The organism is Pseudoprimorskyibacter insulae (genome assembly GCF_900302505.1).
GTDB classification, from domain to species: Bacteria; Pseudomonadota; Alphaproteobacteria; order Rhodobacterales; family Rhodobacteraceae; genus Pseudoprimorskyibacter; species Pseudoprimorskyibacter insulae.
The window spans coordinates 85,619-110,301 of record NZ_OMOJ01000001.1 but is presented as its reverse complement, the minus strand read 5'-3'; the positions used below and the strand labels follow the sequence as shown (position 1 = coordinate 110,301).

General features: G+C 60.1%; 27 protein-coding genes. 9 read left to right on the top strand and 18 right to left on the bottom strand.

Annotated elements, in window-relative coordinates:
- Window positions 1-71 precede the first annotated feature (71 nt).
- On the bottom strand, window positions 72-602 hold the full coding sequence (locus tag PRI8871_RS00600; RefSeq protein WP_108884250.1) for a gamma-glutamylcyclotransferase: 531 nt from the start codon (window positions 600-602) through the stop codon (window positions 72-74).
- A 64-nt stretch (window positions 603-666) separates the two neighbouring features.
- On the opposite strand from PRI8871_RS00600, the gene PRI8871_RS00595 reads away from it, so the two are divergent.
- Entirely contained in the window at window positions 667-1,662 is a 996-nt protein-coding gene (locus PRI8871_RS00595; protein WP_108884249.1) for a DUF2125 domain-containing protein, read from the top strand.
- A gap of 69 nt (window positions 1,663-1,731) precedes the next feature.
- Window positions 1,732-3,003 carry an acetylornithine deacetylase/succinyl-diaminopimelate desuccinylase family protein gene (locus PRI8871_RS00590; protein ID WP_108884248.1) on the top strand — a complete coding sequence of 424 codons (1,272 nt, stop codon included), beginning with the start codon at window positions 1,732-1,734 and terminating at the stop codon, window positions 3,001-3,003.
- Between the two features lie 239 nt (window positions 3,004-3,242).
- Here PRI8871_RS00590 and PRI8871_RS00585 read toward each other — a convergent pair whose 3' ends face one another.
- The 3 genes from PRI8871_RS00585 to petA are packed head-to-tail and all read right to left on the bottom strand — an operon-like array spanning window position 3,243 to window position 5,955.
- Complete coding sequence (locus PRI8871_RS00585; RefSeq protein ID WP_108884247.1) at window positions 3,243-4,037, bottom strand: cytochrome c1; 795 nt, start codon at window positions 4,035-4,037, stop codon at window positions 3,243-3,245.
- 19 nt (window positions 4,038-4,056) lie between these two features.
- A complete protein-coding gene (gene petB / locus PRI8871_RS00580; protein WP_108884246.1) occupies window positions 4,057-5,379 on the bottom strand; it encodes a cytochrome b in 1,323 nt (440 codons plus the stop codon).
- Window positions 5,380-5,391: 12 nt separating this feature from the next.
- The gene (gene petA, locus PRI8871_RS00575; RefSeq protein ID WP_108884245.1) at window positions 5,392-5,955 is read right to left on the bottom strand and encodes a ubiquinol-cytochrome c reductase iron-sulfur subunit; all 564 of its coding nucleotides are present in this window, start codon (window positions 5,953-5,955) and stop codon (window positions 5,392-5,394) included.
- Between the two features lie 222 nt (window positions 5,956-6,177).
- Between petA and PRI8871_RS00570 the strand changes: the two genes are divergently transcribed.
- Window positions 6,178-6,834 (top strand): outer membrane protein, encoded by a 657-nt coding sequence (locus PRI8871_RS00570; RefSeq protein ID WP_108884244.1) that lies wholly within the window; start codon window positions 6,178-6,180, stop codon window positions 6,832-6,834.
- Here PRI8871_RS00570 and PRI8871_RS00565 read toward each other — a convergent pair whose 3' ends face one another.
- The 4 genes from PRI8871_RS00565 to PRI8871_RS00550 are packed head-to-tail and all read right to left on the bottom strand — an operon-like array spanning window position 6,835 to window position 9,790.
- The gene (locus PRI8871_RS00565) at window positions 6,835-7,785 is read right to left on the bottom strand and encodes an OmpA family protein (RefSeq protein ID WP_108884243.1); all 951 of its coding nucleotides are present in this window, start codon (window positions 7,783-7,785) and stop codon (window positions 6,835-6,837) included. It lies immediately after the preceding gene.
- On the bottom strand, window positions 7,757-8,329 hold the full coding sequence (locus tag PRI8871_RS00560; RefSeq protein WP_108884242.1) for a peroxidase-related enzyme: 573 nt from the start codon (window positions 8,327-8,329) through the stop codon (window positions 7,757-7,759). The genes PRI8871_RS00565 and PRI8871_RS00560 overlap by 29 nt, the downstream gene beginning before the upstream one ends.
- Window position 8,330: 1 nt before the next feature.
- Entirely contained in the window at window positions 8,331-9,071 is a 741-nt protein-coding gene (locus PRI8871_RS00555) for a GNAT family N-acetyltransferase (RefSeq protein WP_108884241.1), read from the bottom strand.
- The gene (locus tag PRI8871_RS00550) at window positions 9,068-9,790 is read right to left on the bottom strand and encodes a competence/damage-inducible protein A (protein ID WP_108884240.1); all 723 of its coding nucleotides are present in this window, start codon (window positions 9,788-9,790) and stop codon (window positions 9,068-9,070) included. The genes PRI8871_RS00555 and PRI8871_RS00550 overlap by 4 nt, the downstream gene beginning before the upstream one ends.
- 48 nt (window positions 9,791-9,838) lie before the next feature.
- On the opposite strand from PRI8871_RS00550, the gene sfsA reads away from it, so the two are divergent.
- On the top strand, window positions 9,839-10,549 hold the full coding sequence (sfsA, locus tag PRI8871_RS00545) for a DNA/RNA nuclease SfsA (RefSeq protein ID WP_108884239.1): 711 nt from the start codon (window positions 9,839-9,841) through the stop codon (window positions 10,547-10,549).
- On the opposite strand, the gene PRI8871_RS00540 is transcribed toward sfsA, so the two are convergent.
- Window positions 10,546-11,412 (bottom strand): mechanosensitive ion channel family protein, encoded by an 867-nt coding sequence (locus PRI8871_RS00540; RefSeq protein ID WP_108884238.1) that lies wholly within the window; start codon window positions 11,410-11,412, stop codon window positions 10,546-10,548. The genes sfsA and PRI8871_RS00540 overlap by 4 nt on opposite strands.
- Window positions 11,413-11,554: 142 nt before the next feature.
- Between PRI8871_RS00540 and map the strand changes: the two genes are divergently transcribed.
- Window positions 11,555-12,382 (top strand): type I methionyl aminopeptidase, encoded by an 828-nt coding sequence (gene map, locus PRI8871_RS00535; protein ID WP_108884237.1) that lies wholly within the window; start codon window positions 11,555-11,557, stop codon window positions 12,380-12,382.
- Window positions 12,383-12,642: 260 nt separating this feature from the next.
- On the opposite strand, the gene PRI8871_RS00530 is transcribed toward map, so the two are convergent.
- Window positions 12,643-13,614, bottom strand: coding sequence for an MBL fold metallo-hydrolase (locus PRI8871_RS00530; RefSeq protein WP_108884236.1), 972 nt, complete (start codon window positions 13,612-13,614; stop codon window positions 12,643-12,645).
- Between the two features lie 248 nt (window positions 13,615-13,862).
- Between PRI8871_RS00530 and PRI8871_RS00525 the strand changes: the two genes are divergently transcribed.
- The gene (locus PRI8871_RS00525; protein WP_108884235.1) at window positions 13,863-14,906 is read left to right on the top strand and encodes a TRAP transporter substrate-binding protein; all 1,044 of its coding nucleotides are present in this window, start codon (window positions 13,863-13,865) and stop codon (window positions 14,904-14,906) included.
- A gap of 51 nt (window positions 14,907-14,957) precedes the next feature.
- On the opposite strand, the gene rsmD is transcribed toward PRI8871_RS00525, so the two are convergent.
- Together rsmD and PRI8871_RS00515 are read right to left on the bottom strand one after the other, a co-directional pair.
- The gene (gene rsmD / locus PRI8871_RS00520; RefSeq protein ID WP_108884234.1) at window positions 14,958-15,515 is read right to left on the bottom strand and encodes a 16S rRNA (guanine(966)-N(2))-methyltransferase RsmD; all 558 of its coding nucleotides are present in this window, start codon (window positions 15,513-15,515) and stop codon (window positions 14,958-14,960) included.
- Window positions 15,512-16,720, bottom strand: coding sequence for an NAD(P)/FAD-dependent oxidoreductase (locus tag PRI8871_RS00515; protein ID WP_108884233.1), 1,209 nt, complete (start codon window positions 16,718-16,720; stop codon window positions 15,512-15,514). The genes rsmD and PRI8871_RS00515 overlap by 4 nt, the downstream gene beginning before the upstream one ends.
- 86 nt (window positions 16,721-16,806) lie before the next feature.
- On the opposite strand from PRI8871_RS00515, the gene PRI8871_RS00510 reads away from it, so the two are divergent.
- Window positions 16,807-17,295: a peroxiredoxin gene (locus PRI8871_RS00510; protein WP_108884232.1), complete on the top strand. Its 489-nt coding sequence runs from the start codon at window positions 16,807-16,809 to the stop codon at window positions 17,293-17,295.
- Here the strand turns inward: PRI8871_RS00510 and PRI8871_RS00505 are convergent.
- The 6 genes from PRI8871_RS00505 to PRI8871_RS00480 all read right to left on the bottom strand — a co-directional run bounded on the left by PRI8871_RS00505 (window position 17,292) and on the right by PRI8871_RS00480 (window position 23,151).
- Entirely contained in the window at window positions 17,292-17,582 is a 291-nt protein-coding gene (locus tag PRI8871_RS00505; protein ID WP_108884231.1) for a 4a-hydroxytetrahydrobiopterin dehydratase, read from the bottom strand. The genes PRI8871_RS00510 and PRI8871_RS00505 overlap by 4 nt on opposite strands.
- Window positions 17,582-18,769 (bottom strand): GNAT family N-acetyltransferase, encoded by a 1,188-nt coding sequence (locus PRI8871_RS00500; RefSeq protein WP_108884230.1) that lies wholly within the window; start codon window positions 18,767-18,769, stop codon window positions 17,582-17,584. Before PRI8871_RS00500 ends, PRI8871_RS00505 begins: the two co-directional genes overlap by 1 nt.
- Window positions 18,770-18,811: 42 nt before the next feature.
- Entirely contained in the window at window positions 18,812-19,567 is a 756-nt protein-coding gene (locus tag PRI8871_RS00495; protein ID WP_108884229.1) for a glycerophosphodiester phosphodiesterase family protein, read from the bottom strand.
- Window positions 19,564-20,028, bottom strand: coding sequence for a RidA family protein (locus PRI8871_RS00490; RefSeq protein ID WP_108884228.1), 465 nt, complete (start codon window positions 20,026-20,028; stop codon window positions 19,564-19,566). The genes PRI8871_RS00495 and PRI8871_RS00490 overlap by 4 nt, the downstream gene beginning before the upstream one ends.
- Window positions 20,029-20,101: 73 nt before the next feature.
- The gene (locus PRI8871_RS00485) at window positions 20,102-21,412 is read right to left on the bottom strand and encodes an HlyD family type I secretion periplasmic adaptor subunit (RefSeq protein WP_108884227.1); all 1,311 of its coding nucleotides are present in this window, start codon (window positions 21,410-21,412) and stop codon (window positions 20,102-20,104) included.
- On the bottom strand, window positions 21,409-23,151 hold the full coding sequence (locus PRI8871_RS00480) for a type I secretion system permease/ATPase (RefSeq protein WP_108884226.1): 1,743 nt from the start codon (window positions 23,149-23,151) through the stop codon (window positions 21,409-21,411). The genes PRI8871_RS00485 and PRI8871_RS00480 overlap by 4 nt, the downstream gene beginning before the upstream one ends.
- A 202-nt stretch (window positions 23,152-23,353) precedes the next feature.
- Between PRI8871_RS00480 and PRI8871_RS00475 the strand changes: the two genes are divergently transcribed.
- Together PRI8871_RS00475 and PRI8871_RS00470 are read left to right on the top strand one after the other, a co-directional pair.
- Complete coding sequence (locus PRI8871_RS00475; protein ID WP_108884225.1) at window positions 23,354-24,070, top strand: MlaA family lipoprotein; 717 nt, start codon at window positions 23,354-23,356, stop codon at window positions 24,068-24,070.
- Between the two features lie 10 nt (window positions 24,071-24,080).
- Window positions 24,081-24,677, top strand: coding sequence for a Tgt2/MlaC family protein (locus PRI8871_RS00470; RefSeq protein WP_108885158.1), 597 nt, complete (start codon window positions 24,081-24,083; stop codon window positions 24,675-24,677).
- Window positions 24,678-24,683: the final 6 nt, after the last annotated feature.

Genomic DNA, 24,683 nt, shown 5'->3' with positions numbered 1-24,683 from the left:
TGGTGTTTCCTGTCTTTTGTCGCGCCGGATTTCCCCGGAACAGTATTCAAGGCGCGACACCAAGCCAAGCACTATGCAACAAGCGCGCCCACACGGGCATGCAACCATTGCAGATCTGCATCCGCAACACCCAATTGGTTTAAGTGTTGGACTGTGTTGAAAAGATATTCAGTATTCGGGCCGCGCCCACCGACCGCGCGGGCGATGATTTGGGCCTGCTCTTCGAGCGGCAGGCCCCCGCAATACTGGGTGTGGGCGGCGTCGATCACATAGGTCACCGCTGAAACGGTGCGGCCATCTTTCAGGGCGACATCCAGATCACGTTCCAGATAGGCCGATGACACCAATTCGCGGTCCCGCAGATAGGCCAGCGTTTCGGTTTCGGTGCCGGGGCGCACGCGCATTGCAACGCCAGTGCAGACCGCACCGGGCCGTTCATCCAGCGCAAGCACTAGGCCCGGTTCGTCTTCGGTGCCGCGATGATGGATCGACCACATGCAAAAGCTGCGGTGGTAATCGCCCAAGGTGGCGCCGACCTGTTCGACCACGTCAAACCCCGGATTCCACAGCAAAGACCCGTATCCGAAAACCCACATGCTCATATCTCTGGCCCTTCTTTTCGCACGAGGGTAAACACCAAACGCACCCAAGACGAAAGGGCCTGACGTGAAACGCCTTGCCATTATGATTGTGGCCGCCGCCTTTGCATGGTCGGGCTATTGGTTCTGGTCAGCCAATCGCCTTGAGACTGCCACCGAGACATGGTTTTCCGACCGGCAAAGCGACGGCTGGCGCGCCGAGTACGGCAGTTTGAACGTTTCAGGCTTTCCCAACCGTCTGGACCGGCGCATGACGGGGCTGGTTCTGCAACCGGGCGCGGGCGCTGTTCGTTGGACTGCCCCGTTCTTGCAGACCTTTCAGCTCAGCTATCAGCCCGGTCATGTGATCGTCGCCTTCCCGCCCAACCAACAAATCAGCGCAGCAGGCCGCCTGACCGAGATCAGCAGCGACAGCATGCGTGCCAGTATGCGCTATCAGCCGAATGGCATGGTGGACCGCCTCAATCTGGAAGCCGAAGTGCTGAATGTGCTGTCCAAGGGGCAAAGCATTGCCTTGGCCGGGGTCAAAGCCGCAACCCAGCGGCTGGATGATGCGGGCAAGTCCTACCGCGTCGCCCTGACGGCGGCTTCGGCGGCAACGGGCCGGTTGCGCCTTGGCTCGCTCACCGGTCAGGACAGCCTGCACGCGCTGCAACTTGATGCAACGGTTGACTTGGACCGGGCGTTGAACGGCCAAGACCCCGCCTCGCTTCTCCCTGCTCCGATTGCTATTGACCTGCACCTGTTTGAGGCGAACATGGGCGCGATGAGCCTCAAGCTATCCGGCCCGCTGACAATTGACGCCCAGGGGCGGTTAAACGGATCGCTCTCGACCCAGATCGAAAACTGGCGTGGGGCGCTTGATCAAATGCGCAGCCAAAAGGCGCTGCCCGAGGTTGCGCTTGAAACCATCGCAGCGGCGCTGGAAGTGGTCGCGCAATTGTCTGGCCGCAGCGATACGCTGGATGTCACCCTGCGGTTGGATCGAGGCAACGTGTTCTTTGGGCCGGTTCCGCTCGGATCGCTGGCACCACTGGCCCTGCCCCGGCTTCCAAGCAACTGAACGTTCAATGGCCGCTTGCAGCGCGGCACCGAATTGAGAACAGTGGGCGGGTCAATGAAAGGCCCGACGATGACTGACGCACTGTTTTCCCGGATTGATGAAAAGCGCGACGACCTGATTGCCCTGACGCAGGATCTGGTGCGCATTCCAACGCTCAATCCACCGGGTCAGTTTTACCGAGAGATCTGCGACTTCCTGCAGGCCCGGCTGGAGCCGCGCGGGTTTACCTGCACCCTGATCCGTGCGGTCGGCGCGCCCGGTGACAGCGAGGCGTATCCGCGCTGGAACATCGTAGCCCGGCGCGACGGGACGCGGCCCGGTGACTGCGTGCATTTCAACTCGCACACCGATGTGGTCGAGGTTGGCCAGGGCTGGACCCGCGACCCATTCGGCGGCGAGTTGGACGGGGATAAAATCTATGGGCGCGGCACCTGCGATATGAAAGGCGGGCTGGCGGCCAGCATCATCGCCGCCGAGGCGTTCATCGAACTGCACCCCGATTTCGCTGGCGCGATTGAGATCAGCGGCACAGCAGATGAAGAATCGGGCGGTTATGGCGGCGTGGCACATCTGGCCAAGGAAGGCTGGTTTGCACCGGACCGGGTTCAGCATGTCATCATCCCCGAACCACTGCAAAAGGATCGGATCTGCCTTGGCCACCGGGGCGGCTGGTGGGCCGAGATCGAAACCAAGGGCGAAATCGCCCATGGCTCGATGCCGTTTCTGGGCGATTGCGCCATCCGCCATATGGGCGCGGTGATCGATGCCTTCGAAAACCGACTGTACCCTGCCATGGCCGAGCGCCGGACCGAGATGCCGGTTGTTCCAGCCGAAGCGCGGCAATCGACACTGAACATCAATTCGATCCACGGCGGCGAGGCCGAGACCCCAGACTACACCGGCCTGCCCGCGCCCTGCGTGCCGGACAGTTGCCGGATGATTATCGACCGCCGGTTCCTGATCGAAGAACGCTATGACGATGTGCGCGGCGAAGTGATTGGCCTGCTGGAAGACCTGAAGGCCACGCGCCCCCGGTTCGACTATTCCATCCGTGACCTGAACCGGATCGACCCGTCGATGACCGAAAAGACCGCACCTGTCGTCTCAACCGTGCATCAGGCCATCCACGACGTGCTTGGCACCGCGCCCAGCTATATCGCCTCGCCCGGCAGCTATGACCAAAAGCACATCGACCGGATCGGCAAGCTGAAGAATTGTATCGCCTATGGTCCGGGCGTGCTGGAATTGGCGCACAAACCCGACGAATGGATCGGCGTGACAGATATGCTGGATAGCGCAAAGGTCATGGCCCGCAGCCTGCAAACCCTGCTGTTGCCCTGATCCAATTGCGCGCCTTGCGGCGCTCAGGTCATGCGGCCAAGGCCGCGGGTTTGGGGCGCTGCCCCCTTGGGCCTGCGGCCCAATTCCCCCGTCGTATTTGCCCAAGAGAAGAAGAACAGGACCGTCCCCCTGCTTCTTCTCTTTCATAAATACGCAAAAGCGGACGGCTATGCAGGGCCAAGTCCCAAACGAAAAAAGGCCCCGCATGATGCAGGGCCTTTTTCAAATTTCAGAGGCGATTAAGCTTCTTTTGCCTTTTTCTTGACCGGCGCCCAGATACGCTTGTTGGTCAGATAGAGCAGAACCGACAGGATGGTCAGGAACAGAACGCCGACGAAACCGGCATGCTGACGCGCCATCATCTTGGGTTCTGCCGTCCACATCAGGAAGGCAGCAACGTCTTCGGCTTCGTGGTGCAAGCTGTTGGAGTGACCATCGTCGAACTCAACATCTTCACCCGAGAGCGGCGGGGCCATGCTGATCCAGCCGCCCGGGAAGGCGGTGTTTTCATACAGGGTCACGCCTGCTTCTTCTTTTTCGTGGCCAGTGTAGCCAGTCAGAAGCGATGCGATGTACTCAGGTCCGCCGATGCCGTTGAACAGCTGGCTGATGCCGGTGCCGTAGGGGCCGTGGAAGCCAGCACGCGCCTTCGCCATCAGCGACAGGTCAGGTGCACCAGCGCCGGTGTTGGCCGGGAAATTATCCGACGGCTTGGCCGGGCGGGTATCTTCCAGTTCGGCGTCATAGACGTCGAAGTTGGCGGCATAGGCACGCACCTGATCTTCAGTGAAGCCCGGACCACCTTCATCGCTGAGGGTGCGGAACGGGACAAACTTCAGACCGTGGCAGGCTGCGCAAACCTCGGTGAAGACCTTCAGGCCGCGTTGCAGCTGGTTCTGGTCAAATTTGCCGAACGGGCCTTCGAATGAGAACTGGATGTCCTCGATGTGCTGCTCGCCGCCGCCGGCGGCGAATGCGCCGGAGGTGGTGAGAGCCAGGGCCGTTACGGCCGAGAGGGCAAGTTTCTTGAACATTGGTTCACGTGTCCTTTTCTTACTCGGCCGGCGTGGAGTGTTTTTTGACCTTCGCATTGAAGGCCTCTTCGATCGTGGCAGGCTGCGGCAGCGGCTTCTCGATCACGCCGAGAACCGGCAGGATGACCAGGAAGTAACCGAACCAATAGGCCGACGCGATCAGCGAGAAGCTGGCATAGGGTTCTTCGGCGGGCATGGCACCAAGCCACATCAGCGCGAAGAAGTCGATGACCAGCAGCGCGAACCACCACTTGAAGACCGGACGATAGCGGCCCGAGCGAACAGCCGAGGTATCAAGCCACGGTGCCAGAGCCATTACAGCGATTGCGCCGAACATGGCCAGAACACCGAAGAACTTGGCATCGATGATGCCGCCGGTGATAAACGATGCGAACTGAACGATCCAAACTTCCGAGGTGAAGGCACGCAGGATCGCGTAGAACGGCAGGAAGTACCATTCCGGAACGATGTGTGCGGGCGTCGCCAGCGGGTTTGCTTCGATGTAGTTGTCAGGGTGGCCAAGGTAGTTCGGCATGAAGCCGACGATGGCAAAGAAGACAACCAGGATCACGGCCAGAGCCAGGAAATCCTTGATGACGAAGTACGGCCAGAACGGCAGCGTGTCTTTTTCAGCTTCTGCTTTCGAACCACGACGCACCTCAACACCCGTCGGGTTGTTGTTGCCGGTGTGGTGGAAGGCCCAGATGTGCACGATCACAAGACCGGCGATCACGAAGGGCAGCAGATAGTGCAGCGAGAAGAAGCGGTTCAGCGTGGCGTTGTCGACCGCCGGTCCGCCCAGAAGCCAGGTCTGGATCGGTTCGCCAATCAGCGGGATCGCGCCAAACAGGCCGGTGATAACGGTCGCGCCCCAGAAGGACATCTGACCCCAGGGCAGAACGTAGCCCATGAAGGCGGTGCCCATCATCGCCAGATAGATCAGCATGCCGACAATCCAGGTGATTTCGCGCGGCGCCTTGTACGACCCGTAGTACAGGCCGCGGAAGATGTGCGCGTAAACCGCGATGAAGAACAGCGAAGCGCCGTTGGCGTGCAGGTAACGCAGCATAAAGCCGCCGTTCACGTCACGCATGATGTGTTCAACTGACGCGAAGGCCAGATCAACATGCGGCGTGTAGTGCATCACCAGAACGATGCCGGTGACGATCTGCAAAGCAAGACAGAAGGCAAGAACGATGCCCCAGATCCACATCCAGTTCAGGTTCTTGGGCGTGGGGATCATGATTGTGTCGTAGATCAGGCCAACGATCGGCAGCCGCTTGTGCAGCCACTTCTCGGCGCCGGTCGACGGCTCGTAATGGTCGTGCGGAATTCCGGACATGAGCGCGTTTCCTTATCCCAGCTGGATGGTGGTTTCGTCGACAAACACTGCCGGCGGAACCGGCAGGTTCTCGGGGGCCGGACCTTTGCGGATGCGGCCAGACGTATCGTAATGCGACCCGTGGCAGGGGCAGAACCAACCGTGGTAATCGCCTGCGCCATCGCCCAGCGGCACGCAGCCAAGGTGCGTACACACGCCCATCATCACCAGCCATTCGCCGGTTTCGTCCAGCGCGCGGTTTTCGTCCGATGCGTCGGCACCGGCGTCGATGTTGGCGTTACGAGCGTTCGCGTCGACCAGATCAGCCATCGAAACTTCGCGGGCTTCGGTGATTTCTTCGGCGGTACGGCGGCGGATGAACACCGGCTTACCCAGCCATTTCACCGTCAGCTGAGTGCCTTCGGCGACACCCGACACGTCAACGCGGATCGAGGCCAGCGCACGCACGTCTGCCGAGGGGTTCATCTGGTTGACAAGAGGCCATACAGCGGCACCAGCGGTGACCGCACCGGCACCGGCCGTGGCGTAGTAGAGGAAATCCCTACGGGTGCCTCCGTGATCTTCTGCGTGTGACACGAGGTTAACTCCATTCCTTAGGCCGACGAGTGGCCGCAATACGGGTTTGGCCGCGGCCAGACCGCAGCGTTTCCGACGCGCTTATTAGCGATGCGCAACTAAGCCGTCCAGCATACATTAAGCCAGCAAACGTCTTTAGCGCCGATGTGTCGCGGTTGAAGACCTGCTACAGCAGTGTTTATGTGGCCCAAGTTATTCTGTCCCGGCTTTTGGAGTGCGGCAATGAAACACCTGATTCTTTCGGCATCGATTCTGGCCCTTGGCGCGGCAAGCCCTGCCTTGGCCGAGATGGAGCTGAGCGTTTACACCGGCTGGCAAACCTCGCCGCATTCGCGGGTCAAGGGCACCTACCCCGGCACCGGGGCGCAATATAACGCGCTGATCGGCTGGGAGGGAAAGTCGTTCGAAATGCCGCCCTATTACGGGATTCGCGGCACATGGTGGCGCACTGAACGGATCGGTTTCGGCGTCGAATTCACCCATGCCAAGGTTTATGCCCCCGCCGCTGAACGCTCGGCCATCGGGTTCAACCGGATGGAATTCACCGACGGGCACAACCTGCTTACCGCGAACATGATGTACCGTTGGCCCGATCAATGGAAAACCATGACGCCCTATGTGGGTGCGGGCCTTGGTGTTGCCGTTCCGCATGTGGACGTCACCACGACCACCGGCTTCAAGACACTGGGCTATCAATACACTGGCCCGGCGGCCAAACTGATTGCCGGTGCGAAATACGATCTGAACGACCGCTATGCGCTGTTTGGCGAATACCAGTTCTCGATTTCGCAGAACGAAGCCGAACTGACCGGCGGTGGCAGCATGAAAACCCGCATTATCACCAATGCGCTGAACTTCGGCTTGGCCATTAAGTTCTGATTATCGACTGGGCAACAAGACCGCTTCGACCCGTCGGTTGCGGTCCTGCCCTTCGGCTGTGTCATTCGGCGCGATGGGCGCAAGGTATCCTGCCCCCTCCGCCGAAAGCTGGCTGCCAGACACGCCATAGACAGATGTCAAACGCTCCAGCACGGATTGCGCCCGGCGGCGCGACAACACGATATTTGCGTCCAGCGCCCCGACCGCATCCGTGTGCCCAACCAAAACAACGCGGCGGGTGGCGTCTTCGGCCAGAAAGGCCGCCAGTTCAGCCAGCGCCGGAACTTGCCCATCGCCCAGCGCCGAAGCGCCCGCCTCAAACGCCAGCCCCGGCAGAATAACCGATCCGTTGCGCTGCAATGCCCCCGCCAAACCGCCCGTCCCGGCCTGGGATGTGAGCGACTCGGTCTGAGGTTCCGGCGAGACCTGCGCCATGGGCAAGGCCCCAATCACGACGTCGATCACCTGAACATAACCCGCCCGCGCGGCCTTGCTGACCATCAGGCTGAGGAAGCTTTCCATGTCGGCATCGGCGGCCGAGATAAAGTGAAAGTCCGTCAGATCGACGTACATCTCCGGGGCAGACAGAACCTCGGTGTCGAATCGAAAATCAAAGCCCCCGCAGGACCGGTCGGAACAGTCGAACAGAATGCGATAGCCCTGCGCCTCTAGCTGCGCCATCAGCTGCGCGGCCGTTTGCGACGGCGAAAACCCCGCGCCCGGCACGCGCCACGCTTGGCGCAGCACTTGGCCGGTCAGCGCCTCAACCGGCAACCGCCCATCTGCCCAAGGGGCCAAAGGCAAATCATACCGGTCAGAATCGGTCAGGTCTTCGAAGGTCAATTCAGCCGAGGGCGGCAGTGACAGTTGCGCCGCATTCAGCGCCCCCGCCATCAGACACGGCCCAACCCAACCGAAGGACTTACCGAGCTTGCGCGTGATAGCCGTCATTCGGGCGCATATCTGTGGCCGATGCCACGCGGTTTGTCATGTTGAAGAACCCAGCGACATTGGCGATGTCCCAGATGTCACGGTCGCTAAACCCGGCATCGCGCAACGCTTCGCGGTCGTATTCCTGAATTTCGTGGCTCGCCTTGGTCATCTTTTCGGCAAAGCCCAGCATGGCGCGCTGGCGCTGGTTCAGATCGGCGACGCGCCAGTTCATAACCAGCATTTCGCCCAAGATCGGATCACCCGACAGTTCGCGCACCGCCGCGCCATGGGCCGTCAGGCAGTAAAAACATTTGTTGATCGAGCTGACGACCACGGCGATCATCTCACGCTCTAGCTTACTCAGCCCGCTGCCGGCCAACATCAGATCGTTGTACATGGCGGTGAAGACGTTCAGCTTTTCGATGTCGAACGCATAGGCCCGCAGCACGTTCGGCACCATGCCCAGCTTTTCCTGACAGATGTCGAAATAGCGCTGCGTTTCTTCGGGCAGCGGGTCAACCGCTGGCAGGTTCAATGCGGTCGGATTGTCGGAATTGGTCATATCAGCTCTCCTCATCCCCGAGGATACGGTAGTGATATTGGCCGACAAGCTCCATGCCCAAGCCCTGATAAAGCGCATTTGCCGCGTCGTTCTGTTGGGTACATAGAACGGCCAGCCATTCGGTCCCCCAATCGGCCGCCCAGAAAGCCGCCCCGCGCATCATCCAGGCCGCCAGACCTTGGCGGCGCTGACTGGGAACGACCTCAAGCGCGTGGACCATCGCCACATCGCGGGCATCGTCGATGGCGCAGAAGCCAACACCGGCCGGTTTGTCGTTGATCCGGCCCAAAAGCGCGGTCTTCGGCCCTTTGACGCGGGCCATGACCTCTTGCCGGGCCGCCCCGATACCAGCCTTGGCCCATGCTTCGCGCATCCAGGCCAGCGGTTCCCAAATGGTGAACACCCGCACGCGCGGCAATAGCTTATCGGTCAATGAATGCACCGGGCACAGATAAAGGTTCACCGGATCGATAATGCGATAGCCCCGCGCCTCTAGCGCCTCGTCCAAGTCCGTTTCGCCGTCGCGGATCATGAACAGCGGATCCTGCCCCATGAAGCGCATTGCCTCTTCGGCGGCGGGGATGTCGATCCCTGCATCGAACCGCGCGCGTTTCGTGGCGGCGGACACCCGTTTGCCGCCACCTGCCCCGACCCGAAGCACCCAAGGCCCAGCAATCACTTGTTCCGCAGGTGGCCAGGTTGCCTCGACCACTTGATAGAGTTTGCGAACGTCCGGCTTCATTGGGCAAACAACGCCGAAAGACGGGTCATAGCCGCATCAACCCGTGCGCCATCCGACCCACGAATGACGATGTTGGCCCCATATGATCCGTTGCGCTGGAACGGGTACGAGCCAATCGACAGGTCGGGGAAATCGGCGGCCAGTTCGGACAATGGCCCGGCGATCTCGCCCTCGCCGCGATCAATGCGCAGCGTCTGGCTTAACAGAGGTTGCCCGCCTGTCAGCGTCGGCAGGACACTGGCCACCATCGCCTGAAACACCGACGGAACGCCCGCCATCACATGCACATTGCCAATGGTGAACCCCGGCGCGATCGAGACGGGGTTTTCGATCAATTTGGCCCCATCGGGAATACGCGCCATCCGCTGGCGGGCGGTGTTAAATTCCACCCCTTGCCGGTCATAATGCGCCTGAAGCAAGGCCCGCGCGTCATCCCGCACGTCGATATGCGCATCGAACGCGGCGGCAATGCAATCGGCGGTGATATCGTCATGGGTCGGCCCAATCCCGCCCGAGGTGATGACCGTGTCATACCCTGCGCTCAGCGCCTTGACCGCGCCAATGATCGCCGCGCGGTCGTCGCTGACGATCCGCACCTCTTTCAGATCAATGCCAACCTGGGTCAGCTCACCGGCCAAGTGATGCATATTGGCATCGCGCGTGCGGCCCGACAGGATCTCATCCCCGATCACCAGCATTGCAGCCGTCGGATTGGCCATGACCGTCCTCCTTGATCTACGTGTCCAGAAAGGTATAGGCCGCTGTTCATGCGCTTTCCATCCCCTCTTGTGCCTGCAACCCTGATCCGACGCTACAAACGCTTTCTGGCCGATGCGCGGCTAGGCGACGGAACCGAGGTGACCGCCCATTGCGCCAATCCCGGATCCATGATGGGGCTGGCCGAACCGGGCATGCGCATCTGGCTGGAACCGAACGACGACCCCAAGAAAAAGCTGAAATACGGCTGGCGTCTGGTCGAACATGACGGCGGGCATTTCACCGGCGTCGATACATCGCTGCCCAACCGGATGTTGAAGGCCGCGTTTCAGGCCGGGCAGGTGCCGGGGTTTGACGGCTATGATACCGTCCGCCCCGAGGTGAAATATGGCCAAAACAGCCGCATCGACTTTCTGCTGACCGGCCCAAACCTGCCCGACGCCTATGTCGAGGTCAAATCCGTGACCCTGTCGCGCCGCGCGGGTCAGGCCGAGTTTCCCGATAGCGTCACCGCGCGCGGTGCCAAACATTTGGCCGAGCTGGCCGGGATGGCCCGCGCCGGACATCGCGCCGTCATGCTGTATCTGGTGCAGCGAACGGATGCGGAACGTGTCACGCTGGCCGATGATATCGACCGGGCCTACGCCGCAGCCTTTACCGACGCCGCCCGCGCCGGGGTCGAAGCAATGGCGCTACGATGCGCCATCCACCCTGAAACCGGCGTGACGCTTGATGCGCCGGTGCCGTTTATCGCGCCTTAGGTGGCAGGCGCCGCGTTTTCCATGATGACAGTACGTGTCGGAAACGGGATATCCACGCCGCCCGCATCCAGCGCCTCTTTGACTTTGCGGGTCATGTCAGCCTTGTACTGGAAATAGTCGCCCGAACTGACCCAAACACGGGCCAGAAAATCAACCGAACTGCCATTAAGGTTGGTCACCTGCACAAAGGGTTCAGGGTCGGCCATCGACCGCGGGTCGGCCATCAGCGTATCGCGAATGATCCGTTCCGCATCCGCAAGGTTCGCGCCATAGCCCACACCAAAGGTCCATTCCGCTCGACGCCGGTCATAGACCGAATAGTTGGTAATCACATTGCCCCAGACTTCGGAATTGGGAATGATCACCTGCGAATTGCTGACGCTGGCCAGCTCTATGGTGTTCAGCGTGATGTCTTTGACGGTTCCCATCTCGCCAGCGACGCCAATGAAATCGCCCAGCTTGATCGGCCGGAAGATGATGATCATCACGCCAGCCGCGACATTCGACAACGTTCCCTGCAAGGCCAGACCAATAGCCAAACCGGCCGCACCAATCGCAGCGATCAGCGACGTCGTTTGAACGCCAAAGGTGTTCAGCACGATCAACAGGGCAAAGCCCAGAATGATATACCGGGCCACATTGCCCAGGAAATGGAACAACGTTTCGTCAAGCCGCGCCGAACTTGTCCCGACGCGCACGATCCGCCGCCGAATCCAGCCCGAGACGACAAAAGCCACCAACAGGATCAGCATCGCCGCGACAACGCCGCCCAACATCTGAGCCAGAAATTGCAACGTCATCACGTCGCCAAGCGTTTTGCCGTCATACAGCGGGGTTTGCATGAGGGTATTGAGCGTTTCCATGTCCTGTCCTCGTTTTTCGTTGATCCGACCGATGCCCGGTCGCTAACCGATCAACGCATCACTGTCGAATAAGGTTCCCGAAGCGCGGCATGGCGCGCTCTGGCAAATCGGCCCGAAGCCCGCTACAAAGCCGTCAGTTTACATGGAGCCTGATCCCTTGAAGGAAGAGACACGAGGCCGCGTCAACCGCGACGGCATCCGTATTTACGAAGACGCTGATTTCGCCGGCATGCACAAGGCCGGTGCCGTGGCCGCCCAGATTTTGGACGATGTGGCCGCGCAGGTCGTTGTCGGCCAATCGACCGAGGCGATTGACGCCTTTATCGAACGGCGCGTGACCGAACTTGGTTCGACCTCGGCTACTATTGGCTACAAAGGCTATCAGCACGCCAGCTGCATCAGCGTGAACCATGTGGTCTGCCATGGTATCCCCGGCCCCAAAACACTGAAAGACGGCGATATCCTGAACATCGACGTCACCGTGGTCGTCGATGGCTGGTTCGGCGATACCAGTCGGATGTATGTGGCGGGCAAACTGCCCCGCAAGGCCGAGCGTTTGATCCAAGTGACCCACGATTCCCTGATGAAGGGCATTGAGGCGGTCAAGCCCGGCAACACCTTTGGCGACATCGGCCATGCGATCCAGACCTTCGCCGAAGGGCATCGCATGTCTGTTGTCCGTGATTTCTGCGGCCACGGGCTGGGCCGTGTGTTCCACGCGCCGCCGAACGTGCTGCACTACGGGCGCGCCGGTTCTGGCCCGGTTCTGGAAGAAGGCATGTTCTTCACCATTGAGCCGATGATCAACCTCGGCCGCCCCGAAACCAAAGTGCTGGCGGATGACTGGACTGCAGTGACGCGGGACAAATCCCTGTCGGCGCAGTTCGAACATTCCATCGGCGTGACTGCAGACGGGTGCGATATTTTCACCCTGTCGCCCGGCGGGATGTTCCATCCCACCTATGGCTAAGCCCAAACTGGGGGGCCAGCCCCCCAGACCCCCCGGGATATTTTCGGTCAGAAAATAACAGTATCTTAACCATATCTGGGTGAGATCGATTTTGCGGAACAGGCGGGGACGCCGATGACCGTGTCAGGAAATGCAGTGCATTTCATACGGCCCACGACCTGAATCGGCGTGGGCCGTTTTTGCGCTTATGCCTATTTTCTGACCCTAAATATCCCCGCCGGAGGCTCCGACTTTTGTCACAGGCTCAGGCGCTGGCAGGATTATCGAAACTCCCACAGCGCCGGGACAAAGCGGTAGGCATCGCCATCCCGCATGACTTGCCCGACACCAGGGAATGGGAAGTGGTAGCCCAGAACGGCCATCCCATCTGTCGCGGCCATATCCAAAAGCCGCTTGCGCGTGGCGACAGTTTGCGCACCATCCATATCAAAGCCGTTGTACCAGTCAGGCTTGGCGAAGTTGGTATAGGCGTGGCTCATGGCGTCGCCCAAAGCGATCAGCTGTTGGCCATCGCTTTCGATAACGATGCTCATGTGGCCGGGGGTATGGCCGGGCGTGTCGATGACGCGGATGCCCGGCGCGATCTCTTGCTCATGCGCGACCAAGCCCCAGTCTGCGCCGTCCACATTCAAAGAATTCTGCGCGCCGACGACGAATTGTTGCATTTCGGCGGGCACGTTTGAGGCCAATCCGTCTTGCATCCAATAGTCATATTCGTTCCCGCCGATAAAGTAGGCGGCATCGGGCAGGATCGCTTCGTCGAAATCGTCGCGGATGCCCCAGACGTGGTCGGGATGGGCGTGGGTGATGACAACATGCGTGATCGCGTAGGGGTCGATGCCTGCGGCCTCGAAGTTCTCAAGCAAGCGGCCTGCGGTTGGGAAGAAACGGTTGCCGGAGCCGATATCCACCAGAACCCGGGCGTCGCCGAGTTCGATATAGAGGTGGTTGGTGTGGGAATAGGTCTCATCCGCCGGAAGGAAATGGCGTTTTAGAAAGGCCTGGACCTCTGCGGGATCGGCGTTCACCCCAAGGCCAGACACAGGAGCCTTGAAGAACCCGTCCGAGATCACCGTCAGCTTGGCCTGTCCCAGTGTGAAATTGAAGAACACCGGGTTGCTGGTGGCCGGTCCGCCCAGTGCGGCGCGGCTCATCGTGGCGGGCAGAGTGAGGGCTGGCATGGCTGCTGCCATTTTCAATAGGTCGCGACGGGTCGGCAGTAAGGCTGGCATGTCTTGCCCTCTTATTCATACAGTCGAATATCAACATATCAGCGCAAACGGAAAGCGCCAAACGGAAACAACCGCAGCGGGTCGGGAAAAATTCCCCCCAAGCGAAAATTTTTATGTCGCATTCAATGTCATAAACGTCGCTTTCAACGTTTTTAATGCGCATTTCGTTTGCATCTGACGCTAGGGCAGCATAAATCCGCTTCGCTGCCATGCAGCATGGGTGTGACTAACAATAGGAGGCTGTGACGATGACTTTCCTGAAATCCGCAGCACTCGCCGCCGTTCTCGGCATGACCGCAACCGCTGGCTTCGCGCAGGACGTGACACTGCGTTTTCAGCATTTCGTATCGCCGAACTCGGCGAACCCGAAGTACTTCATCGAACCTTGGGCCAAGAAGGTTGAGGCCGAGTCCAATGGCCGTATCAAGATTGAAATCTATCCGTTCATGCAGCTTGGCGGCAAAGCCCCGGCGCAGTACGACCTGATCCGCGATGGCGCAATTGACGGCGGCTGGGTGATCCCCGGCTATCAGCCCGGCCGTTTCGCCGAGGCCGAGGCGCTGGAACTGCCGTTCATGGTGACCAAATCGGCCGAGGAAGCCTCGAAAGCGGCTTGGGTCTTTACGCAGAAATATCTGGCGGATGACTTTGCCGACGTGCACCTGATCGCGGCGCATATGCACGGGCGCGGCCTTGTGCATAAAATCGGCCCCGCCGTGGAAACCGTCGAAGATTTCGACGGGCTGAAGCTGCGCGGCCCGTCGCGTGCGGCAACCCTTCTGCTGGATAAGCTGGGCGCGACCCCGGTCGGCATGCCCGTCCCCGCCTTCCCCGAAGCGCTGTCGAAGGGCGTTGTCGATGGCGGTGTGATCACATGGGAAATGTCCCCGTCGCTGAAACTGGACGAGTTGACCGACAGCCACACGGATGTTGCGGGCGATATGTCTCTTTACAACCTCTACTTCATCTGGGCGATGAACAAATCGGTCTACGAAGGTCTGCCGGACGATCTGCGCGCGATCATCGACGCCAATTCGGGGTTTGAAACCTCGGCTTGGGCGGGCCGTGCGCATGACACGGGCGATGCAGACGGCAAGGCGCTGATGGCGGCATCGGGCAACGAAATCGCTGAAATCAGCGAAGAGGAAACCGCCAAGATCAAAGCCCTGGGCGAAGAGGTGGTTCAGGATTGGATCGCCGAAATGAACGCTCGTGGCCTGGATGGCGCGCAACTGGTTCTGGATGCGCAGGCGGCAGTTGCCGAAACGCGCGGCACCGTCAGCACCAACTGATTATCCCTGACTTCGCGTTTTGCGGACCCCGGCTGTCATGGCCGGGGTTTTTTATTGCGCTTCCAGAAAAGTGATATGCGTATCGCCATAGCGTTTGCATTCCAGCAAGTCGAACCCGTCGGGCGCGGGCTGGGCGGCGTTTTCTTCGAATACGATCAAAGCACCTTGGTCGATCCAGCCCTGCGCCTTGGCGGCCAGCAGGGCCTTTTCCCCAAGGGCTTTGCCGTAGGGCGGGTCCAGAAACACCAGTTGGCAGGGCGCGGATGCGGGCGGCAGGCGCAGCGCGTCGCGAGCGATCACCTCGGCCTCATCCCCGATGGCCAGTTCCTTGATGTTCTGGCGGATCAGGGTCAGTGACTTGCGTCCGTCATCAACAAAGGTGACATGTGCGGCCCCACGGCTCAGCGCCTCTAGCCCCAATGCGCCGGTGCCCGCAAACAGATCCAGAACGCGGGTGCCGTCGAACGGGTCGCCAAAGCGCCCGCCCTGCAGCATGCTGAACAGGCTTTCGCGCACACGGTCGGTGGTGGGGCGCAAATGCGCCCCGGCATCGCCTTTGCCCACAGCGGCCAGGCGACGTCCGCGAAACCGGCCCGCGACGATCCTCACGCTTTCAGCAGCGCTTTGAGGTTGGTGTCCGGGTCGGCAATCGCGTCGGGGTCCGGCGATTTTCCGCTTTCGATCAGACGCTTGCCCACCATATAGGACCGCGGGTCATTCATCGCATCAAGCGCCAGCAGACGATCCCCCTGATAATACCAGAACGAGACTGAATCGCCTTCGCCCTGTCGGGTCACAACGTGGTCATAGCCCGTCGACAACCCGGCGATTTGCAGTTTGCAGTCATATTGATCCGACCAGAACCACGGCTTGGCGATATAGTCGCGTGCCTCGCCCATGATGTTGTCAGCCACAACCTCGGCCTGATCAATGGCGTTGCCGACGCTTTCCAGACGCATCTGCGCGCCGCCATGCGGGAAAGAGGCACAGTCGCCAGCCGCCCAGATATGCGCATCGCTGGTGCGGCCATGGGTGTCAGTCTTGATGCCGTTTTCAATCTCAAGCCCCGCGCCTTCGGCCAGCGAGGTGGCGGGCGTGATGCCCACACCGACGATGACGAAATCCACCGGCAATGTGGTGCCATCGGTCAGTTCTGCCGCTGTGACATGGGTGTCGCCGGTCAGGCGGCCAAGGCCAACGCCTTCGCGAATGTCAACGCCATGATCACTGTGCAACTTGCGGAAATAGTCAGATGTTTGCGGCGATGCCACGCGTTGCAAGATACGTTCGGACATTTCAACCAGCGTGGCTTTCAGCCCCAGCTTGGCCGCCACAGCCGCCGCCTCAAGGCCGATGTATCCACCGCCCACGATCAGAACGCTTGCCCCTTCTTTGAACGCAGGCGCCATAGCATCCACATCCGCCAGCGTGCGCACGGTGAACACGCCATCCAGCGCCCCGCCAATGGCGGCGGGCAGACGGCGCGGAATGGACCCGGTGGTCAGGACCAGCTCATCATAGTCGAGCGTCTGACCGCCAGTGATGACCTTCTTGCCCGCCGGATCAATCGAAACCACCGTTTCGTTGACATGCAGGTCAATGCCGTTGTCCGCGTAAAACGCTTCGGGCCGCAGATAGAGCCGTTCGGCCCCCATATCGCCCAGCAGATAAGCCTTGGACAGTGGGGGGCGTTGATAGGGCGGTACGGGTTCTTCGCCGATCATTGTGATCTTGCCGTCGAAGCCCTTGCTGCGCAGCCGCGCCACAACCGACGCCCCTGCTTGGCCTGCGCCAATTACCACCACATGACTCATGTTGCCCTCCCGATCATGTATTGTTCAAATCCGTGCGCAGCCTATATCCCGGCTATATGGAAACGCAATTCGTGGAGACAGGACAAATGGCAATTTCTGTGGGCGAGCGCCTGCCAGAGGCAACTTTGGTTCGTATGGGCGACAACGGGCCTGAATCAGTGGCGGTATCGGCCCTGACGGCAGGCCGCAAAGTGGTGATTTTCGCCGTACCCGGCGCATATACCCCGACCTGTAGCTCGGCCCATGTGCCCAGCTTTGTGCGCACCAAAGCCCAGTTCGACGCCAAAGGCGTGGACGAGGTGATCTGCGTGTCGGTCAACGACCCCTTCGTGATGAAGGCTTGGGGCGATGCCACCGGCGCGAACGAGGCAGGCCTGACCATGGCAGGCGATCCGCAGGCCGAATTCACCAAAGCCATCGGCATGGATTTCACCGCTCCGCCTGCTGGGCTGATCGACCGGTCCAAGCGCTATGCGATGCTGGTGGATGACGGTGTTGTCAGCATTCTGAACATCGAAGAAAGCCCCGGCACCTGCGAAATCTCGGCTGGGGAAACCCTGCTTGGCGCGCTTTAAAGCGCATCCAGTTTGCGGGCCAGCTTGGCGTCAAGCTGGCTGAGCCCGCCGACGTCATGCGTCGTCAAAATCACTGTCACCCGGTTATAGACATTGGTCCATTCCGGGTGGTGGTTCCATTTTTCGGCAAACAGTGCCGCGCGCGTCATCCAGCCAAAGGCGGTGACAAAATCCTCAAACTCAAATGTTTTGCGAATGGCGTCGCGGTCTGCCAACTGTTCCCATCCGCTGTCCAACAACGGGGGCAACATGGTTTCGCGGGCGGTGTCGGATAGGCGTTCTACCATCAGTCCTGTTCTTCTTGGTCCAGTTTTCTGAACGGGCCATAGGCGGTCAGAATTTCGATTTCTTCATCCATCGCGGCCCGTTCGGCCTTCAGATAGCGCGAAATTGCATCTGCAAACCCCTTGTCGGCCACCCAATGCAGGCTGTGGGTCTGGGTCGGCAGATATCCGCGCGCCAGCTTATGTTCGCCCTGCGCACCGGCCTCAACGGCCTCAAGGCGCAGTTCAATGGCAAGGTCGATGGCCTGATAATAGCACAGTTCGAAATGCAGGCAGGAATGATGTTCGATGCAGCCCCAGTATCGTCCGTATAGCGTATCGCGACCGATAAAGTTCAGCGCCCCGGCGATCAGCACGCCGTCCCGTTCGGCCAGAACCAGCGCAATATCGTCCCGTAGAACGTCCTGCGCGATGTCGAAAAACTGCCGGGTCAGATAGGGCGATCCCCATTTGCGCGACCCGGTGTCTTGGTAGAACTGCCAGAACGCATCCCAGTGGTGCGGTTCGATCTGGTCGCCCGTGACAGTGAAAATCCGCCCGCCAAAATCTTGCGCGGTGCGCCGTTCCTTGCGGATGGTCTTACGCTTGCGCGAACTGAGCGCCGCTAGAAACCCATCGAAATCGGCATAGCCATCGTTGCACCAATGGAATTGCTGCGTGACCCGGTGCAACAGCCCCAACGCCTCACCCGCGACCGCCTCGCCTTCTGTGCAGAACGTCGCGTGAAAGGACGAAAGCTCATTTTCCACACCCAGTTGGATTGCCCCCTGAACCAGCGCTGAAAAGCCTGCCACCTCATGCCCCGGTTTGCACAGAAACCGGCGGCCCGTTGCAGGGGTGAAGGGCACGGCACATTGCAGTTTGGGGTAGTAACTGCCGCCCGCGTTTTCATAGGCATGAGCCCAGTTGTGATCGAAGATATATTCGCCTTGGCTATGCCCCTTGGCATAGAGCGGCGCGACGGCGATCAACGCGCCATCCAATTCCGCCGTAAGATAAAGCGGATCCCAACCAGACCCGCGGCCGACCGAACCGCTATCCTCAAGCGCCTTCAGAAACCGATATGTGGTAAACGGATCAGTGGGCCGCCCACCATCCGACGCCTCGGGGCAGGCGCAACTGTCCCATGCCTGCTGGCCGATGGCATCCAGCGTGCGGTGAACAGTGATTGAGATTGGCAATTCAGTCATTTGGGGCCTCTGCCAGATGAATTGGGGCGCCCGCTGATGGGATCAAGCCAGATAGCCCTCAAATGTCACGTTATCGGCAACGCGGCGCGCCTTAGCTTCGGCCTCAGCCGACCGGATGGTCCAGCACAGAATGGGCGTGCCTTGCGCTTTCAGCTCGGCCACACGCGGGCTGTCCAACTCATTGGCGTCGTGGCTAATGAAGCAGGCCCCAACCCGGTCGAAATCCCCGATCTGGCGCAGCTTGATGCGCATCGGTTCGTGCACGCGCGGCCAGTCACGCGCCAAATATCCGCTTGTCGTAAGCCCCCTAGGGATCTGGGGTGCCAAATCAGCCAAGGCGGCAACGCTGTGCGGGTTAAACGACATCAGCGCAACATCGCCTTGATAGCCGTACAGGGCCTTGGCCGCCGCAGCCTCAAGCGTGCCAACATTGGGGCCCAAGCCGCCAACAAGATCCTTCACTTCGATCAGCAAAGGCACCTTGCCCTGCACCACCTCAAGGATCTCGGGCAAGGTCGGAATGCCCTCATCCCCGTGCAGCAGGGGGATCGCGCCCAGTTCCTTGGCGGTCATTTGGCAGACCTGCCCGTCTTGCCCGGTCAGGCGTTTGAGATCGTAATCGTGAAACACCATCGCCTGCCCGTCCGAGGACATTTGCAGGTCAATTTCGATCCCGTAGCCGCGATCGACCGCCGCCTTCATCGCCGCCCGCGAATTTTCGGGGCGGCCCACGGCGCGGTTGTGCAGCGCCCGATGAGCAATCGGGCGCGTCAGGAATGACTGAGGAAGATCCATCATTCGATCTCAAAAATACCTTCGATTTCAACGGCCACGCCCAGAGGAAGCGACGCCGCAGACACCGCAGACCGCGCGTGACGCCCCGCATCACCCAGCAGTTCGACCATGAAATCAGACGCGCCGTTCACCACTTTGGGCTGTTCGACATAGTCGGCGGTCGAGTTCACGAAACCCACCAGTTTGACCACCCGCTTCAGGCGGGTCAGATCGCCGCCGCAAGCCGCGCGAACCTGGGCCAAAAGGCTAAGCGCACAGGTCTTGGCCGCAGCCGCGCCCTGTTCGGTGGTCAAGCTGTCACCCAGTTTGCCAACGATCAGACCATCCGGCCCGGACGAGATCTGCCCCGAGACGTACAGCTGGTTTCCAGTGCGGACGAAAGGCACGTAATTGGCAGCAGGCGCAGGGGCGTCCGGCAGGGTGACGCCCAGTTCTGCCAGGCGGGCCTCGATTGCGTTGGTCATTGGAACCTCCGTTGTTCTTTCAGACCGACGCTAGGGGGCCGCGCGACGTTTGAAAAGGCCGCGCGGCACCAAATCAGCTTTCGCGGAAGGCTTTGGTGAAATAGTCCATGAACGGTTTCATCAGGTAAGCCAGCGGCGTCCGGTCATCGGTGCGGATAAATGCCTCAACCGGCATACCGGGGATTAGGGTCGTGCCTGCGGGCAGGCGGTCAATCTCGCCTTCGTTCAGAACGATTTCGGTCCGGTAATAGCTGTGGCGCGTGGCCTCATCTGTGAAGGCGTCAGGCGACACTTTCACCACATGGCCGAACAGTTCAGGCGTTTCGCGCTGATCCAACGCCGAGAAGCGCAAGGTCACGTCTTGGTCGACGAACAGCTTGTCGATGTGGATCACCTCAACCTGCGAAGCGATGACCAAGGGCCGATCCTGCGGGATGAGGTAAAGCACCGGTTCCGCCGGGCGAATAACCGACCGTTTGGCATAGACCTGAAGCCCATACACCACGCCCGACACCGGGGCCTGAATCTCCATCCGGCTCAGACGTTCCAGCAAGGCCGAGCGTTGTTCCGCCAGTTCCCGTTCGCGGGTCTGAAGATCGCGCAGGGTGCTGATCGCCTCTTCGCGGCGGCGGGTTTCCAGCTTGATCACCTCGATGTTGATCTCGGTGATCCGTTCCTGCGCTTGCGCCTTTTGGGCGGTCAACTGGCCGACTTGCCCGGCCAGACGCGCCTCTTCGCGTTGTAGGGAAAGTACGCGGCTGGCCTGCGCCAAACCACGCTGCAACAGCGACTGCTGGTCTTTCAGCTCTTGCTCGATCAGTTCAAGCTGACGGGTCAGGGCGACCTGTTGCGCATCAATGCCGTCCACCTGATCATCGATCTGGGCCGAGCGTTTGGTCAGCTGATCCACCTCTTGCGCGATGGAATCGCGGCGGGCGCTGAACAGGTTGCGCTGGCCTTCGACCAGTTCGGCAACGTCTTCGTCCTTCGCGGCGGCGTCCAGCACCTCTTGGTCGAAGGTCACGGTATCCAGCCCATCGCGTTCGGCCCAAAGACGGGCACGGCGGGCGGCCAGTTCAAAGAATTGCCCTTCGACAATCTTCAGATCGGAATTGAGCAGCGTCGGGTCAAGCCGGATCAGGGCGTCGCCTTCGGCAACCACATCACCTTCGTCCACCAGAATTTCGGCAACAACGCCACCATCGGGATGCTGCACCACTTGGCGGTTCTGATCGACCTCAATCTGACCGGGGGCGATGATTGCGCCGGAAATTTCAGTCGTCGCAGCCCAATAACCGAAACCGCCAACCAGAATGCCAAGGCAGATCAAGCCAAGGGTCATAAATCCGCGCAGCGGGAATTCCTTGTTTGCCGGATCGCTCATTGCACACCTCCGGGCGTGGCCGTCGTCGCGTTACGTTGAATTTGTTTGTGATTGGCCACCATGGATTTCAGAACCTCATCCTTGGGTCCAAAGGCCGACCGCGTGCCGTTTTCCAGCATCAGCAGCAAATCGCATTCCTGAATGGCCGCAGGGCGGTGCGCCATGATCAGCACCGATTTGCCTTCGGCTTTCAGCGTGCGGATCGCTTCGTTCACCGCTTGGCTGCCTTCGTTGTCGAGGTTCGAGTTCGGCTCATCCAGCACCAACAGCACCGGATCACCATAAAGCGCCCGCGCAAGGCCGATCCGCTGAATCTGACCACCCGACAGACGCCCACCATTGGCGGTAACGACGGTATCATAGCCATTGGGCAGTTTGAGGATCATGTCATGCGCTGCGGCCTTCTTGGCTGCTTCGACGATCTTGGCATCGTCCGGTTCGGGCGACAGGCGAGAGATGTTTTCCGCGATCGTTCCGTCAAACAACGTCACGCGCTGCGGCAGATAGCCGATGTATTGGCCCAGAACATCCGGCGGATATTGGTCAAGCGTAGCGCCATCCAGACGGATTTTACCGCCAGCGGGGCGCCAAACGCTGGTCAGGGCGCGCGCCAGCGTGGATTTGCCCGCGCCCGATGGCCCGATCACACCCACGGCCTGTCCCGGCTCCAGCCCAAAGCTGACAATCCGCAACGAGGCCTGCTGTTCACCCGGCGGCACAACCGTCAGCTGCGTCACTTCGAGGTTGGCCTTGGGACGCGGCAGCGCGGTCTTTTCCTGCTCTTCCGGGATCTCGGTCAGCAATTGGCATAGGTTGTCCCAGCTTTTGCGCGACGCCTGCACCAGAGGCCATTGGCCGATGGCCATTTCAATCGGCGCCAAGGCGCGGCCCATCAGGATGGAACCGGCAATCATCGCGCCGGGCGTCAGTTCACCCTGAAGCACCAGATAGGCACCAAGGCCCAGCATGGCGGACTGCAAAAACAGGCGCAGCGTTTTCGTCAGCGACGAAAAGGTGCCGACCAAGTCGGCGGATTTGATCTGATTGGCCAGCGATTCACGGCGGGCGCGGTGCCAGCGGGAAAAGGCCGCGCGGCGCATGCCCATGGCCTGCACCATCTCGGCCTCGTTCTGGATCTGCTCAGAGATTTTGGCGGCCTGCATCACTGCAAGGTTCGATTTCAGCGTCGGATTGCGTGAAACAACTTGGTTGATAATGGTCACGAAGATCAGCAACACACCGCCGCCGATGGCCAGATAGCCAAGCCACGGGTGGAACAGCATGATCCCAACCAAGAAGAACGGCGTCCAGGGAATGTCAAAAACCGCCGTCAAAACCGGCGAGGCCAATAGCCGTTGGACGGTCTCCAGATCACGCAAGCCACTGGCGGCCAATTGGTCCGGTTTAACCGCCGAGCGCCGCACAACTGCGCTGAACACCCTCAGATCCAGCGCCGATTGGAACCGCGCCGCGACACGGCCCATGATCCGGCCCCGGACATAGTCCAGCAGACCCATCATCCCGTATAGGAAGGCAACCAGAACCGTCAGCGCCAGCAGCGTTTCGTAAGAACGCGACCCAAGCACGCGGTCATAAACCTGAAGCATATAAATCGGTCCGGTCAGCATCAGCAGGTTCACAAAGAAGCTGAAAATGCCCACGAACCAGAAATACATCCTGCTGTTCCGCCGAACGGACTTTAGCTCCGCCCGGCCAATTTCGTACTGAGATCCGCTCATTCTCTAAGCCTCATGTTTTTGCAGTCGCATCTGCGGCGGCCTGTCCCCGCCGATAGCACTACGACTGCTTTTAATTCCGCCGCTAGGGAGGTATCAAAGCAAATAACTAAAAACGATATGTTTCGCATATCAGGGCTGACCCTTACCGCCAACCCCAAGGTTCATTTCAACAATGTCACGAATCTTTTCAATTCCAGTTTTTATGACCTTGATCGGCCTTGCTGCCTGTTCAACACCCGGACCGGGCGAGGCACCGGATGGCATATTCGACCCACAAGAACAGACGAACCGCCGCATCCATGAAATGAACAAGACCATCGATGAGAAGGTTCTGCGCCCGGTCGGCACAGCCATCGGCGGCGGCGAAGGCGGCGGCGCGATGACAGTCGTTTCGAATTTTGCCAGCAACCTCGACACCCCCGGAACCATCGTGAACCAGTTGCTGCAACTGGACTTCGAAGGCGCGGTGCACAACACATGGCGGTTTGTCGTCAACACGACCATCGGGCTTGGCGGGCTGGCGGACCCCGCCACCATGATCGGCCTGACCGAGGATGAAAGCGACTTTGGCGAAACGCTCTATGTCTGGGGCTTCCCCGAAGGCGAGTATATGGAACTGCCCGTGCTTGGTCCGTCTACCGAACGGGACGCAACAGGCATGGTGGTTGATCTGTTCACAAACCCGCTCAGCTATGTGCTGCCGTCACCGGAGAAATACGTGGGCACCGGCCTTAAAGCGGTCGCGAAACTGGGCAAACGTGGGCGCTATGCTGAATTGGTGGATGGTGTGCTTTATGACAGTGCCGACAGTTACGCACAGTCGCGCATGACCTATCTGCAAAATCGTCGCTATGAACTGGGCGATCAGGCGATGGATACCTATATTTCACCAGACGATATCGACACCGAGGGATTTTGACATGACCTTCATGACCCGCCGTGATTTTCTGGCCGCCAGCACTTCCAGCGCTGCAGTTCTGGTGACCGCCGCGCCCAGCTGGGCAGCGCTTGACCCGAACAAGGCCCGTTCGCTGATCGACGATCTGGTGGCCGCGATCAACAAAGTCATCGCATCCGGCAAATCCGAAGCCGCAATGTACCGCGATTTCGAAGCCATTTTCCGCAAATACGCCGATACCTCGTATATCGCCGCCTACGCGATGGGCGTCGATGGCCGCCGTGCGACGTCGGCGCAAAAATCCGCCTTCTCGGACGCCTTCATCAGCTATATTGGCCGCAAATACGGGTCGCGGTTTCGCGAATTCATCGGCGGACGGCTAGAGGTGAATGAGGTGCGACCGCTGAAAGACTTCTTTGAGGTCAGCACCACCGCCTACCTGCGCGGTGAAAAGCCGTTCGAAGTGTCGTTCCACGTCTCGGACCGGACCGGCAAGCATTTGTTCTTCAACATGTTTATTGAAGGCGTGAACCTGCTGCTAACCGAACGCACCGAGGTTGGCGCCATGCTGGACAAGCGCGGCGGCAACATCGATGCAATGATCGAGGATCTGAAAAAGGCCGGGTGACCGGCC